A 13,598-nucleotide genomic window follows, 5' to 3' on the forward strand; every position below is an offset into this window, starting at 1 on the left:
GTCAGGGCAATCTTCCTGATCTGGTTTTCGACCGGGTTGGTGTCCAGTTCCAGACGACCGTCTTTCAGGAACCGTGTCAGGCCAGGCCAGCGCGCCAGGGTGTAGCGGATGTCCTCGGCCAGCTTTGACGAACGCGGAATACGCGACAACTGTGCCTCGAGCCAAGGGCGGAAGGCGGTGATAATCGGGGTGGCCAACTCCCGGCGGGCGGCAAGCCGGGCTTCGGGGGCCATGCCGCGCACGGATTTCTCGACGGCATAGAGCTCGGCGATCTGACGCAGGGCTTCCTCGGCAATCGGCGAGCCGTCCTTTTCCAGGCGCTTCACGAACCGCCGACGGACATGCGTCCAGCAATGGACCAGCGTCCATGGCCCCTCGGTCCGATCGACCTTGGTGAGCTTGTCATAGGCTTCATAGCCGTCGCATTGCACGAAGCTCCCGCGATAGCCCTCGAGGAAGCGGAGCGCCTGCACGGCGCCACGACCTGGCGCGTAGTGGAACATCACCACGGGAGGGTCGGCGCCGCCGTGCCCCCGGTCATCGGCAACAATGGCCCAGAAGTATCCGGTCTTCGTTTTTCGCCGTCCGGGATCGAGCACCGGGGCGCGGGTTTCGTCCATGAAGATCCGGTCCGCGCCTTTCAGCCGCTCCTTCAGGTGATCGGCGATCGGGCGCAGGTGGAAGCAGGCGCGCCCGACCCAGTTGCCGAGCGTCGCCCGATCCAGCGTGATCCCCTGCCGGGTGTAGATTTCCGCTTGGCGGTAAAACGGCAGGTGGTCGCCGAACTTGGCCACAATGACCTGCGCGATCAACGCTTCGGTCGGCAGGCCGCCGGGCACGACATGTTCCGGCGCATGCGCCTGGACCACCGCGCCGGAACAACGGCGGCAGGCGTATTTCCGGCGGCGGGTGACCAGAACCCGCAGTTGCGCCGGCACGACATCGAGACGCTCGGAGACGTCTTCGCCGATCCTGGCCATCTCACCGCACCCGCAGGGGCAGAGCGTGGTCTCCGGCTCGATGATCCGCTCGATCCGGGGCAAATGCTTCGGAAGATGGCCGCGGTTGCGGTCCGGTGCGCCTTTCTCAGCAGCTCTATGTCCCTTCAGCGCACGCCGCGCCTTCTCCTGCGCCGCGTCCAGAACGCCTTGGGCCAGTTCCACGTCTTCGAGCGGCAGATTGAACTGCTCCGGATCGAGTTTTTCGGATTTCCGCCCGAACTTCTCCCGGCGCAATTCGCTGACGATGCTTTCCAGCCGCCGCTGAGCCTCGACCGCATCCACGAGCGCCGCCTCGGTCTCGGAGAGGCGGGCCTTCAGACGGGCGTTTTCTTCGGCCAGGGCAGTGTCGGTCATGACTGCGATCAAGCACATGGGCGGGATCGTCACCACCGGCAAAACGATGCCGAGTCACTCTGCCGCAGCTATCCCGCCAGTTCCGGCCGTCGCACGCGCTCGGGGCGGACAAGCCGCCAGTCGAGCCCCTCGAACAAGGCCGAGAACTGTGCGGGCGACATCTTCATCACGCCGTCCTGCGCCTTGGGCCAGACAAACTTCGCACCCTCCAGGCGCTTGTGAACCAGAACGATGCCGGTCTGGTCCCAGATCAGGACCTTGATGCGGTCGGCCCGCTTGGCGCGGAACACGAAGGCCGCGCCGCTGAACGGGTCGAGGCCCATCGTCTCCTGAACCAGCAGCGCCAGGCCGTCTATGCCCTTTCGGAAATCCGTCGGACGCATGGCCACGTAAACGCGCAGCCCGCCAGCCGGCAAGATCATTGGGAGGCCGTCCTGATCGCCCGGATCATCCGGGTCAGGTTCGTTTCCTCGATCTCCGGCGGCACCCGCAGGGTCACCCCATCGACCACAATCTCGATCCTGCTGGATCTGGTCGCGCCGCCGCGCCGTTTCGGGTTGGGCGCAGGCCGGGCCGGCTTCGGCTCCACGACAAGCGCCGCGAACATCGGTTCGTCAGCTGTCTCGGCGGGCAGCGCCAGCGCGCCAGCCATCAGCTTCTTGCGCCAATCGTAGACCTGCCAGCGGGTCGCCGCGTGCCGGCGCGCAACATCGGCGACCTTCGCTCCGGGCACCATGCTCTCCGCCGCAATCCGCGCCCGCTCCGCCTCGCTCCGCATGCGTCGACCCGACCGCCCTTCCATAACCTCGATCCTGCCCGCGTAGCCCTCCGTTGAGCCGTCTAAAGAGCCGTCCATTTTGCCGTCCTATCCTGCCTGATCTCGACAGCAGGACTCGCACAAAAAGCCTCAGCGCGGCAGGAGGGGATCGGCGAGGCGCTTACATCCACACCCGCGACTGTGCGAGATCGACATTTTCCCGCCGCAGCCCAATGGCCTCGGAGACCCGAAGCCCGTGCCGGAACATCATCAGAAGCAAGAGATGATCTCGGATGCCGTGCCGGCCCTTCTTCGCGGACGCCAGGAGTCGGTCGATCTGGGGCTGTCCGAGGTAGTTGCGGCCGCGCTCGTGGGAATCCGCGGCGCAATCCGCGTCACTTTTTACATTTTGCCGGCTGGACATGATTTCGACCCGCTTCCCAAACCCCGATCTGGATTGATCCGGAGTGCATCCGGTTCGTCCAACTCTTTACATTATGCACATTATGTAAAGAGTGAGAAAGTCACCATTCGCTGCGCCAAAGGTGAATTCACAGTATGCGGACGAAGTGAGCGTTCGTTGCGGCTGCGCCAATGGCAGCTTTCAGCGAACCGTTCAACAAGCAGTCGATATCGCCGGTGACTAAAACAGTTGAGTTTTGGCCCATCCTCCAATGCAATTGTGGCTTGAGGTGTCCCTTTCTTTCAGGGTTCCATCATGAAACGGGTCGCAACCTCGGTCGGCATCAGCAAGCCGTGCGATGAGAGCGGCGTTTTTCGTTGTAATAGATGATCCAAGCACCAATTCCGTTGCGGGCCTCCGAGCCGGTTTCGAAAGCGTTCAGGTAGACGCATTCGTATTTCAGAGACCGCCAGAGCCGTTCGAACGCGTTTGGCAAATTCAATAAGATATGGGCCACGTCCGGCGCTTTCGCGCAGGGCCGCCAGTCCCGCTGTGCCCGCACCTATGATTGCCACGTCTACTTTGTCTATCATGATCACTCTTCCTTTTTCCGATCATCGCCATAGGGAGGAAAAATCAGACCAATATTAAACGTCCGACGTTCATCAGGCCGCCATTTGTCCAGCCGGGATCAGAGAACCACTTTTCAAGCGCAGCGATTGCCGTGATGTTCAGATCCCGTCTCCCCTTGCCCAACTGTGGCGGCACCCCTTGGGCCGTGATGAACCCCACCTTGTAAGTTTGGCCGGGTTCAAGCGGTGCATCACCACAGGATGCGCCTTGAATCCGCAGACCCTTCGGATTTTCGAGTTTCACACGAAAAGTCAGGCCGCGGAACCTCTTGACGTAACCGCCGCGCTGGCCGAACGGATCACACGAAAAGGTGCGCTCGATATTCTCCTCCATCATTTGCAGAATTTCCGCTCCGGTCAGTTCGACCGTCGACACGGGCGGGTCGGCCGGCACGATATTCCACAGATGCTCCGCCGTGACCGGCCCCGGAGGCACCGGCGCGCCGTAGCGCCAGCCGTTCGAGAACGCGATGTCGGTTCCCGCCGCCCGCGCGACCGCGGCGAGCAGCAGATCGTCCATCGGCGCATCAAGGCAGGTCGCGCGGTGCAGCGCCATCGGCGTTTCGCCGACGATGCGGTCGAGATCCGCACTGACTTGCAGTGCCTGATCGACCAGCGCCGCCATTTCAGGATCCTCTTCCAGCGTATCGTCCACCGGGATCAGCGCATGGCGGCTGTCGATCACCCGGCCATCCTTCACGGTCAGATCGAGGCGGCCGATGAACGAGCCGTGGCAGCCGGACTGGATCACTAGCGTCTTACCCACGGTGACCGGCACCATCAGGCGGTTATGCGTGTGAGCACTGAGCAGGATATCTATGTCCGGGGCGTCCTGCGCCAGTTTCAGATCCTGCGGCAGCCCCAGATGTGACAGCACCAGGATCAGATCGGCCCCTTCGGCACGCAATCGCGTCGCTTCTTCGCGCACTTCCTCTGGTCCGTCGGTAAATCTGACGCCCTCGGAAAAGTGCGGTGGCATCGTCTTGTCGATTATCGTGGCAGCAAGGCCGATTACCCCGATGCGCAGGCCAGCCGCCTCGCAAATGACAGCGGCCGGAAAGGGGCGGCTGTCATCGCTCATGCGATAGCAGTTCGCCGCCAGCAGCGGGTGATCCAGCCGTTGCGCCAATTGCTCTACATGCTTGGGGCCCCAGGCAAATTCCCAATGCGCCGTCATCGCATTCAGACCAAGCGCATTCATTGGCGGTAGCAGCGCCTCTCCTTTGGTGCTGACCGCCGCGTGGGTGCCGTGAAAGGTATCGCCGTTATCGAAGGCCAGGACCGAGCCGGGACATTCCTTGCGCACCCGGTCGAACAGCGTCTTGATCCGCGCGAGACCGCCCAAGCGGGGGAACTCGGGACCGTCGGGCGTCCAGATCAATTCGGGATGCGGTGCGAGATAGCCGTGCAGGTCGTTCAACTGGAGAAGGGTAAGGTTGGTGCTCATGCGTCTGCTTTCTTTGTAGAACTTTCATCAGTGAATGCATCCGCGCGCTGACCGGGCGACGTCGCAGCTCCACTGTGTTCGTCCTCGCCCTCTGACGTTTCAGACTTGACGGCACCGGCCCGCAGGCGGCCTGCGTTGGCGATGACCATCAGCGAACTTGCCGCCATCGCGCCCGCCGCGGCGAGAGGCGGCACCGTGCCAAAGGCGGCGAGGCCAAGGGCCAGGACATTATAGGCCACGGAGAACACAAGGTTCTGACGCAGAACGCGGCGGGCCTTTCGCGAGATTGCAATCGCTTTGCCGACAGCGGCGACGCCGCCCCGCGCGATGACCACATCGGCCAGTGCGATCGTGGCCGCCGATGCGTCCGTTGCCGCGATGCCGACATCGGCGCGCACGATGGCGAGCGTGTCATTGACGCCATCCCCGACGAAGGCGGTCGGTCCCGGGCCGGCCTCGACAAGGGCGGCCTTGTCCTCGGGGGTGCAATCCGACCAGATTTCGCCCGCCTGCAATCCAACCAATGCGCCGACATGTGCGCAAGGGACAGCCGCGTCACCGCTTGCCATTCCGAGCACAATACCGGTTTCCCTCAGGCTCGACAGCGTCCCGGTCGCATCCGGTCGCACCGCATCGCCCAAAAGGAACTGCGCGGTCCATGATCCGTCAACTGCCATATGCACGGCGGTCTGGCCTGCCGTGTCATGCTGTTCCTCGGGCAGCTCAATGCCGTTTCGCACAAGGAAACCACGGCTGCCGACCAGAACGTCGCTGCCGTCGACCGTCGCACTGACCCCGTTCTCAAACCGCTCGGACCCGGTCGCGACGAGCCCGCCGCCGCCCGCCTCGCGCAGCGCCTGCGCGACCGGATGCACGACTTCGTGTTCGGCTGCGGCCACAAGGGCCAGAGCGCGGCCGCGCTCGATGCCTGCGCGCAGATGCACGTCCCGCAAGACTGGCCTACCTTCGGTCAGGGTGCCGGTCTTGTCGAACAGCACCCGCCGCACGGAGCCGAGGCTTTCCGACGCGGCCTGGGTGCGAAAATGTATCCCCGATGCCGCCGCGGCCCCGGTCGCCGCCAGATGTGAGACCGGCGCCGCAATTGCCACAGCGCAGGGGCACGCGATGATGAGCACCGACAGCGCGCGCAATCCTGCTGCCTCGGCGGACAGGTCCATGACAAGGCCGATCACCAGCGTCAGGACGGCAAGCGTGATCGCCAGCGGGACGATGACCCGTGCCAGCCGGTCGGCCAGCCGGTGAATTTCGGGGCGGTCATGAAGTGCGGTCGCGATATCGACACCCATCAGGTCGATCCTGCGCGCGCCGACCGCTGCGGTGACGTCAATCTCGATCATGCGCGACAGGTTGACGAAGCCCGCTTCGACGGCGCTGCCCTGGATGATTTCGCGCGGTGCGGATTCGCCCGTCATGATGCTGGTGTCAAAGCTGCTGTCGCCTGTGACAAGGTTCCCATCCAGGGGCACGCGCTCGCCTGCGGCGACGCGAATGACCTCGCCCTTGCGGATGCTTGATGCCAGAACCTCGCGCGCGGTACCGTCAGCGCCGATCCTGCGGGCTGTTTCGGGCAGCGCGGCGCGCAAGGCCGCGATGGCGCGGCTGGATTGGCGAAGCGTCGCCATTTCAACGAGGCGGGCCAACGTCAGAAGCGTGACGAGCATCACCGACGTGTCGAACCACACTTCGGAATGACCCGCAGATAGCGACCAGAAGGATGCCGCGACAGCGCCGGTCACTCCCAGCGCGACAAGGCTGTCCATCCCCGGCACACCGACGCGCGCCGTGCGCCAACCGGCCAGCAGGATGGGCGCTCCGGCCCAGACAACGACCGGCAGCGCGGTTGCCCCTGCGGCCAGGGCCAACGCGCGGCCGGTCGCGCCGGCTGCAATGTTGTCAGGGTTGAGGTAGAGCAGAATCGACAGCATCATCGTCCACATGCCGAAGACGACTGCCACCGCCAGTCTGATCGCGACCCGGCGCATCTCTGCAGCGATACGCCCTTCCATGCCGCCGCCCGTTTCAGGCGCGGTCAATCGGTAACCCATGGCGGAAACCTTGCGCGCCACCGCGCCCAGATCGGTCCCGTCTTCCCACGCAAGCGCGGCAGACCCACCGGCAAACGAGACTTGCGCCCGCGTCACGCCCGGCACCGCTGTCATTGCGCGGCCCACCGCAGCCGCACAACTCGGGCACCAGAGCCCGTCGATTCCGACAATTCCCCGATCAAGACCGTCTAGCGTCGCAGGATCGAATTCGCGCGGGGCATCCATCGCGCTACTGCTCCGGAACGACGGTTCCCGTGGCGGACGGCGCATCGGCGGGTTCGGCGTCCTGACCGGCGCCGATCACGGTGCCGCGCACCTCGCGGCCGTAATAGCCCATATGGTCGTGGAACCGCTCGGCAGCCTCCGCAACGCTCATTCCGGGGTCGCCCTCTTCTATCGATCCGGTCTGGCGGGGGTCAGGGGGGCGTTCGTGACTGTTGATATACGCGGCAACATCCCAGGCGTCCTGCGGGCTGAGCGAATAGGGCAGGCCGAGCGGCATGTTGGCATAGATGAAACCGGCGGCGGTGTTGACGCGGTGCATGCCGGCGCCCCAGTTGTAGGAATCCGGCCCCCAGAGCGGCGGAAAGGCATAGCGGCCGTTCATGTCCTGCCGCCCCTGTCCGTCGTCGCCGTGACAGACCGCACATTGCGCCTCGAACACCTTTTCACCGCGCGCGGGATCATAGTCGGCTTCCGGCTTGTCAGGCGTCGGGTAGCCGGAACCGGGCAGATCGACCCGGTTCGGTGCGCCCGTGGCGAGCCAGTGAAAATAGCTTTCCAGATCCTTGTAGATCTGATGGCCAGGCGGTGGTGGACCTCCCGACGGACTCTGGGAGCCGTTCATGGAGTAGGTAAAGCAACCATTCATGCGGTCTTCCATTGTATTGATCATCTGGTTTTTGCCTCGAAAGGTCGGATACATTCCGGCCGCAGCCCACATCGGGGCCGAGTTCGGGCGCCGCCCCGCGTCGAGGTGGCAGTTCGCGCAGGCCAGTGAGTTGCCGACGAACTCCGTCGCATTCGCACCCGGGTTGAGGAAAATCTCGCGGCCGCGACGAATGGATTCGCCGAAATCGTCCTCCGGAATTTCGTCCTCCAGAGGCGGGGCGAAAAAGCCGTCAGATCCGGTGGGGATTGCCAGATTTGCAACATTTGTCTCGCTCGCGGCCAATTTTTCGCTTGTTTTGCGAAACTTCTCGCGGGCCTCGCGTGACCTCTCGCCAGCTTGTTGCGCTTCGCCGACCTCGTGAGCCGTGCCCAGCAGCCGGTTCACCGCGTCGATGCGATAAAGGTAGGCTCCGCCAAGGACGAGAACCAAGGCCCCAAGTCCGGCATAGAGCCATCGCCGCACCGCCCGGCCGCTGCGCGTCTCCTCCTGTTGCTTTTTCTCAGACATGTCCGGTCCTCCTGATCAACGCGCGGGGTTACGAGGCTGCGGCGGCGGCAGCGTGGCAAGGTAGTCCGAGACGGCGCGCATATCCTTCTCGGACAGCGACGCGGCGACGGAATGCATGAGGCCAAGCGGCGAATTGGCCCGGCGCCCTGCCTTCCACGCGGCCAGCTGGGTGTGGGTGTAGGCCGGATGCTGCCCGGCGATTGCGGGGAAAGTTTCCCCCACACCCCATCCCAGCGCGCCGTGACAGGAAAAGCAGGACGGAACGCTCACCGACCAGTCGCCCGCCAGCGCAAGGGTTCGACCACGCTCCAGATCACCACCCAGCGACGCGTTGGACGACGGGCCGGTTTCCAACGCCGCGTAATATGCGCCAAGCGCGGCCATTTCCGCGTCGTCCAATGTCGAAACGACATATTGCATATTATCGTTGATCCGCGCGCCGCTTTTGTAATCGTGCAGCTGCTTCACCAGATAGCCCGCGGGCATACCTGCCAAACGCGGAATGTTCTGTGCGCCTTCACCGGCGTCGCCATGACACGAGGCGCAGGCCCAGGGGGCTTCGGCAGAGTTCGCCTCTCCTTCGATCAGGTTCAGGACACTTGCCGGGTCGGCGTCTTCGGCAACGCGCGCATAATTCTCTGCGGCACGCCAATCAATCGCCCTGCCGTCCGTCGGCGCAGCATCTTGCGTGATGCCGGCGCCTGCAAAGAAGAGCGCAATAATGATGAATGGCAAAGCCGGTTTCATTGTGGATCCTCCTGAGCGTCCGCGTCCTGACCGGAGACAGCCGGTTCGCCCTCGTCATCCGCGGCAGGGGCCGCTTCAATCCCGAATGCGTCCTCAAGCTCAGACCCGCTTTCCCAGGGGCGGCCGAGATCGCCGTCCAGCGCCTGTCGAACGCCCGCGACCTGATCTGGCGAAACCATTTCTGCCGTGTTCGACCATTTGGCCCGGATATGCGTCAGGATCAAAGCGATCTCTTCATCCTCAAGTGTCGCATGAAAGGTAGGCATTCGCCCGTTGTAGAGTTCGCCTTTGACCTCGATGGGCCCGGCAATACCGCGCAGCAGGATCGCCGCAGGCACCTGCGCATCGGCAAGGACGTAACGCGAACCGTCAAGCGGCGGGATCGCGCCGCGCACACCCGACCCATTGGTCTGATGGCAGGTCGCACAATAGGTCCCGAACAGCGCCGCACCTTGCGCGACCGCAAAATCACCCTCTGCGTCATCCATTTCGGCGACACTGGCATCCACCGGCGCAGCCCCTTCGTCGGCGGCAGTCCGTTCCTGCTGTGCGTCTTCACCCCTCGGCGTTGCCTTCGCATCAAGGTAGAGCGTCACGCCACCCGCTATGGCAAGGGCAAGCGCAATGGCTATGAGTGGCCAGGGCACCGGATTCTGGAGTTCGGACGGCTCTAAACTCTCGTCCATGTTGCGGGCGGCCGGACCGAAGTCGCGGCTGAATTTGCTCTTGCGCTCCTTCACTGATTCGCCCCCCTGTCAGGTGAATACCCATTGTCGCGCAACTCGGGGTTGGCCGCAGGATAGGTCCGGTCGAGGCTGAGGAGGTAATCCACAAGATCCAATGCTTCGGTCCGCGCCACGACAACGCCATCCGCCAGTCGATATTGATCGGGAAGCTGCACCACGACATCGTCCGGACCTGCATTCGTTTTCGTTTCAAAAAGGAACGGATAGCTTGGCATGATCGAAGTCGGATGGATCGCCCTCGGCTGGTAAAGATGTGTCAGGTGCCAGGCTCGGCTTGGCATGCGCGCGCCAATGTTCAGCAGGTCCGGCCCGGTCCGCATCGTTCCCAGAAGATGAGGCGTGTCATACGCGTAATCAGACGCAGTCGAGGGGCGTCCCCACCCGCGCTCCACATCGGGTGCCTGTTCGGGTGCGCGCGGCTGCTGGCTATGGCAATAGACGCAGCCCAGATCGACGTATGTCGCACGACCACGCAGTTCGGTTCCGGTGTAGGGTTTCAGATCGGGTGCTGCGGCCGCCGAACGGATTTCCCCGGCTGGCAGAATGACGAGGAAGACGGTCGCGAAGGCCAGAATGGCCGCTGCGAGCAATATCAGGGGTATGAATCGGTTCATTTTTGCCTCCTCATTGGCCCGGCCGCGCTGCGACCTCGGCCTCAAGCAGCCCGGAACCGGCTTTGCGCTCGGCCCCACGGCCGACGAGGATCGCGACCATGTTCACCGCAAAGGCGAAATGGCCCAGCACCATCAGCGACCCGCCGACCGAACGGCCGGTGAGATAGGGTATCGTCAGCTCCATGCTCTCCATCCAGTCGCGTGCCGGATCCAGCATCGCCTGACCCTGCAGCCAGCCGCCAAGGGTGAGCGAAACGAAATAAATGGTGAACCCGACCACTACGAGCCACCAATGCGCCACGATGAACGACGCCAGCGGCCAGACGCGCCCGACAAGGCGCGGCATGACGTAGTAAATCCCGCCGAAAAGCACGAAGGTCACAAAGGCGTAAGCCCCAAGATGGGCATGTCCGACCGTGTAATGCGTGAAATGTGTGATCGAGTTCATCGCGCGCAGTGCTTCAAGCGAGCCCTGGAACGAAGCCGCCGTATACATCAGTGCCCCGATGGCCACGAAGCGCAGCGGGATACTGGCCCGGAACGCGCCGAGATTACCCAGCCAAAGTGGATGCTGGTTGATCGCGACCGCAATCACCGGAACGAACATCATGATCGACTGCACCACCGACAGGGTCACGACCCATGTCGGCACCGGCCCGCCGATCAGATGGTGGATGCCGACTTGGCTGTAAAACAAGGCCAGCGCCCAGAAGCCGACCAGGGACAGGCTGTAGGAATAGATCGGCTTGCCGATAATCCGCGGCAGAAGGTAATAGGCCGCCCCGACGCCGAGTGGCGTCAGCCACAGGCCCAGCACGTTATGGGCAAACCACCAATTCACTGTCGCCTGCTGCGCGCCCACATGCAGATTCGGGATGTTCGCGACGATGAACAGAACCGGAAACCAGACCATGGCACCCAGGTAATACCACCCCGTCACGTAAATATGCTTCACCTGCCGATGCCATGCCGTGACCATCAGGGGGATCACGAACAAGAACACCGCAAGGGCAATGAAGATATCAATCTGCCACGGAATCTCCAGCCATTCGAGGCCATCGGTCCAGCCCGTGCTGATAGCCCAGGCACCGGCGCCGACGGCCAGATTCAAGATGATCGCTCCGACAAAGGCGAGCGCAGGCAACCGCAGTTGGGTCGCGAATATCGTCGGGATCAGCCAGAGCGCCAGGCCCATCAATCCAAGTGAAAGCCATCCGTAAATGACCAGATTGAGATGAATGGCGCGCATACGTCCGAAGGTCAGGGGCGCAGAACCGTTCAGCCAATCGGGAAGGTGCAATTTGAGCGAGGCGATCAGCCCATAAGTGCTGCCCACAACCAGCCAAAGCGTTGCGGTGGCAAAGATGAACAGGATAAGGCGGCGGCAATTTGCGGGGACCAGGCTATCCCCACCGCGGCCCTGCGGCGAGTCGGTCTGCTCCGGCCTGGTGCTCGGATCATCGAGAACCTCACCACGTTCTTCGGCTTCAAAAATTGTGCGTGCGTCAGCTTGGGTAAAGCGCATCTGACTGCGCGAAATCGCCCAGATCAGGACCACGAGCGCCACGAGCGATACCGCAAAACTCACAAGGACAAGGGTTCCGATCGTAAATACCATGGCACGCTCACTGGTGTTTAGTGTTTCCCGAAGCAAATTCCGAACTTTAATCGCTCACCTTAAGTCACGCTTAAGAGTGGAAGCGGACCATCTACCTGATTGGTCGTTTCGGTCGCCGCTCGGTGCTTGCATTAGGAGCCGTAACGCGTCCGTGACCGCTTTTGTTCCGAACTCCGCGTCGGAATAGAATACCGGAAGGATCACGTCGCCCGCATGTCCCGCAGGGCTTTGCTTGCTACTGCAAACCGCGGATGCGATGCTGAGGCATCGACCGCATCCGGGTTGCCGTCTGGCTCTGGTCAGATCATGTTCGCATCCGCCTCGATCAGACTCGCGTCAACCGCCATGCGCTGGCCACTGACTAACCCTTCGCCAAAGCAACGCGGGACAGCATGGGCAGGTTAAGCTCCCTGCCGCCGTTCGCTAAATCCTGCTCGAACGGCCCGTGCAGTGGTGCGGCGAAAAAAGATAGGTGCGGGCTCTCAAAAAACCTATGCGGCCCAAACGGTTCGTCTCTCAAAATCCAGGAGTATTGGGCGCGCCGCCCTGCTAAGCGCCTGAAAGGTAAAACTGTGAGTCGGAAAAGGTAATATCGCTGCGTTCGCCTAAATGAGCCCCGAGAAAATTCAATAGCTTATCCGTTAGGCAGAGGCAGAACTTGGTGTCGTCTGACACCCATGTCGAGTGACAGACAAAACCGACTTTTGTGACAGGTCGCTGACCCAAAGCGCCCGTGGATTAGGCTAACCAGCCTTTCGTTCCAGGCGCAGCGAACGGCAGGTCAGAGCCCAGAGTGACCGATGCTGCGCTGTCGATAAATGTCCGCTCCTGCGTCTGGGAGATGTGATAAGCTGCTGAAAACATTGATATGGAGAAGTCAATGACGGACGCATCTGAGACGATGAAATCACTCAGTCCTTTTGTAGGCATCTGGAATACAGAAGGACAAATCAGGGCCAGCGATGAGGCCGAAGAACAGACCATGGTTGCCACTGATATATACGAGTGGCTACCTGGAAAGTGTTTCTTGCTCCATCGGGTAGACGCCAGGATGGGCGAGGATATCACCCGATCGACCGAGATAATCGGCTGGGACTCTGAAGCGAGGACGCTCTTTTCAACCTCTTACGACGCTAAAGGCGAAACATCGCGCTTCCGTTGCGCGCTCGATGGTCATGACTGGAAGATCGATGGCCAAGGGATCAGACTCCGAGGTGCATTCGACGAAGACTGGAACAAGCTGACAGGCACTTGGGAAATGGAAGCGGACGGGTCGTGGTCGCCCTGGATGGGTATTGTGCTGACTAAAGCCGATTGAAGTATCTGCTGTCAGAACCACATATCGAAAACACGACGCCCATCACTGGGGAGATCAGCGAAGGTATCGAGGCCATCAAAATGTTCGACCGGAATGTCGGCAACACTTGCGGGGTCTTCAACCAAACGCAGGTTGGCCGCGATCTTCCAGCGTCCCTCACTATCTGCTCTCTGCGCACGATAATAGGCCAAACACCCGCAAGTCGGGCAAAAGTAAAAATCGATGGTTTTCCCATGCGCATAGGTGTAAGCGCCTCGGCGATCCCCTATGCGGCGCGGCTTGACGCGGTCGAGAAGTTCCAGGGCATGAGGTCGTCGATGCGGCTTCGGGGATGCCCGTCGAGCAACGCGCGCAACGTATCGGAGAGGTAACTGACCGGATCGACGTCGCACATCTTGCAGTTCGCGATCAGGCTGGCGAGCAATGCCCAGTTCTCTGCGCCGACCTCGTTCCCGGCGAAGAGGGCGTTTTTGCGGTTATGGAGACCTCTGCATAA

At 62.2% G+C, this 13,598-nt stretch carries 13 protein-coding genes and 1 pseudogene; 1 reads left to right on the forward strand and 13 read right to left on the reverse strand.

The annotated features are described in order from the left end of the window. From tnpC to BUB57_RS16025, 12 genes and pseudogenes are all read right to left on the reverse strand, one after another. A partial coding sequence (tnpC, locus tag BUB57_RS15970) for an IS66 family transposase (RefSeq protein WP_073068835.1) occupies positions 1-1,355 on the reverse strand: 1,355 nt, incomplete at its 3' end. A 68-nt stretch (positions 1,356-1,423) separates the two neighbouring features. Next, a complete protein-coding gene (gene tnpB, locus BUB57_RS15975; protein ID WP_073068836.1) occupies positions 1,424-1,777 on the reverse strand; it encodes an IS66 family insertion sequence element accessory protein TnpB in 354 nt (117 codons plus the stop codon). Further along, positions 1,774-2,211, reverse strand: a complete 438-nt coding sequence (gene tnpA / locus BUB57_RS15980) for an IS66-like element accessory protein TnpA (RefSeq protein WP_143159765.1) — start codon at positions 2,209-2,211, stop codon at positions 1,774-1,776. Before tnpA ends, tnpB begins: the two co-directional genes overlap by 4 nt. Before the next feature lie 82 nt (positions 2,212-2,293). Beyond that, complete coding sequence (locus BUB57_RS15985) at positions 2,294-2,536, reverse strand: tyrosine-type recombinase/integrase (protein ID WP_073068838.1); 243 nt, start codon at positions 2,534-2,536, stop codon at positions 2,294-2,296. Positions 2,537-2,858: 322 nt separating this feature from the next. Further along, a pseudogene (locus tag BUB57_RS15990) lies at positions 2,859-3,011 on the reverse strand (integrase core domain-containing protein); the annotation flags it as partial. A 140-nt stretch (positions 3,012-3,151) separates the two neighbouring features. After that, the gene (locus BUB57_RS15995; RefSeq protein WP_073068839.1) at positions 3,152-4,594 is read right to left on the reverse strand and encodes a bifunctional metallophosphatase/5'-nucleotidase; all 1,443 of its coding nucleotides are present in this window, start codon (positions 4,592-4,594) and stop codon (positions 3,152-3,154) included. Next, positions 4,591-6,885: a heavy metal translocating P-type ATPase gene (locus BUB57_RS16000; protein WP_159435583.1), complete on the reverse strand. Its 2,295-nt coding sequence runs from the start codon at positions 6,883-6,885 to the stop codon at positions 4,591-4,593. Before BUB57_RS16000 ends, BUB57_RS15995 begins: the two co-directional genes overlap by 4 nt. Before the next feature lie 4 nt (positions 6,886-6,889). Then, on the reverse strand, positions 6,890-8,059 hold the full coding sequence (locus tag BUB57_RS16005; protein ID WP_073068841.1) for a c-type cytochrome: 1,170 nt from the start codon (positions 8,057-8,059) through the stop codon (positions 6,890-6,892). 15 nt (positions 8,060-8,074) lie between these two features. After that, positions 8,075-8,806: a c-type cytochrome gene (locus tag BUB57_RS16010; protein WP_084732226.1), complete on the reverse strand. Its 732-nt coding sequence runs from the start codon at positions 8,804-8,806 to the stop codon at positions 8,075-8,077. Further along, positions 8,803-9,546 (reverse strand): c-type cytochrome, encoded by a 744-nt coding sequence (locus BUB57_RS16015; protein ID WP_073068842.1) that lies wholly within the window; start codon positions 9,544-9,546, stop codon positions 8,803-8,805. The genes BUB57_RS16010 and BUB57_RS16015 overlap by 4 nt, the downstream gene beginning before the upstream one ends. Beyond that, positions 9,543-10,166: a cbb3-type cytochrome c oxidase subunit II gene (locus tag BUB57_RS16020; protein ID WP_073068843.1), complete on the reverse strand. Its 624-nt coding sequence runs from the start codon at positions 10,164-10,166 to the stop codon at positions 9,543-9,545. Before BUB57_RS16020 ends, BUB57_RS16015 begins: the two co-directional genes overlap by 4 nt. 10 nt (positions 10,167-10,176) lie before the next feature. Further along, positions 10,177-11,784 (reverse strand): cbb3-type cytochrome c oxidase subunit I, encoded by a 1,608-nt coding sequence (locus BUB57_RS16025; RefSeq protein ID WP_073068844.1) that lies wholly within the window; start codon positions 11,782-11,784, stop codon positions 10,177-10,179. 880 nt (positions 11,785-12,664) lie between these two features. Between BUB57_RS16025 and BUB57_RS16655 the strand changes: the two genes are divergently transcribed. Further along, positions 12,665-13,102, forward strand: coding sequence for a DUF1579 family protein (locus BUB57_RS16655; protein ID WP_159435584.1), 438 nt, complete (start codon positions 12,665-12,667; stop codon positions 13,100-13,102). A 265-nt stretch (positions 13,103-13,367) separates the two neighbouring features. Here the strand turns inward: BUB57_RS16655 and BUB57_RS16365 are convergent. Next, positions 13,368-13,598 (reverse strand): transposase domain-containing protein (locus BUB57_RS16365; protein ID WP_143159766.1); only part of this gene is annotated, 231 nt, incomplete at its 5' end.

It is taken from the genome of Paracoccus solventivorans, from assembly GCF_900142875.1.
GTDB lineage: Bacteria > Pseudomonadota > Alphaproteobacteria > Rhodobacterales > Rhodobacteraceae > Paracoccus > Paracoccus solventivorans.

Bases quoted from the DNA above. Each gene is read 5' to 3' on its own strand.
- BUB57_RS16010 (WP_084732226.1), bottom strand. From the start codon at position 8,806: ATGAAACCGGCTTTGCCATTCATCATTATTGCGCTCTTCTTTGCAGGC.
- tnpB (WP_073068836.1), bottom strand. From the start codon at position 1,777: ATGATCTTGCCGGCTGGCGGGCTGCGCGTTTACGTGGCCATGCGTCCG.
- BUB57_RS15995 (WP_073068839.1), bottom strand. From the start codon at position 4,594: ATGAGCACCAACCTTACCCTTCTCCAGTTGAACGACCTGCACGGCTAT.
- BUB57_RS16025 (WP_073068844.1), bottom strand. From the start codon at position 11,784: ATGGTATTTACGATCGGAACCCTTGTCCTTGTGAGTTTTGCGGTATCG.
- BUB57_RS16020 (WP_073068843.1), bottom strand. From the start codon at position 10,166: ATGAACCGATTCATACCCCTGATATTGCTCGCAGCGGCCATTCTGGCC.
- BUB57_RS16000 (WP_159435583.1), bottom strand. From the start codon at position 6,885: ATGGATGCCCCGCGCGAATTCGATCCTGCGACGCTAGACGGTCTTGAT.
- BUB57_RS16655 (WP_159435584.1), top strand. From the start codon at position 12,665: ATGACGGACGCATCTGAGACGATGAAATCACTCAGTCCTTTTGTAGGC.
- BUB57_RS15985 (WP_073068838.1), bottom strand. From the start codon at position 2,536: ATGTCCAGCCGGCAAAATGTAAAAAGTGACGCGGATTGCGCCGCGGAT.
- BUB57_RS16005 (WP_073068841.1), bottom strand. From the start codon at position 8,059: ATGTCTGAGAAAAAGCAACAGGAGGAGACGCGCAGCGGCCGGGCGGTG.
- tnpA (WP_143159765.1), bottom strand. From the start codon at position 2,211: ATGGACGGCTCTTTAGACGGCTCAACGGAGGGCTACGCGGGCAGGATC.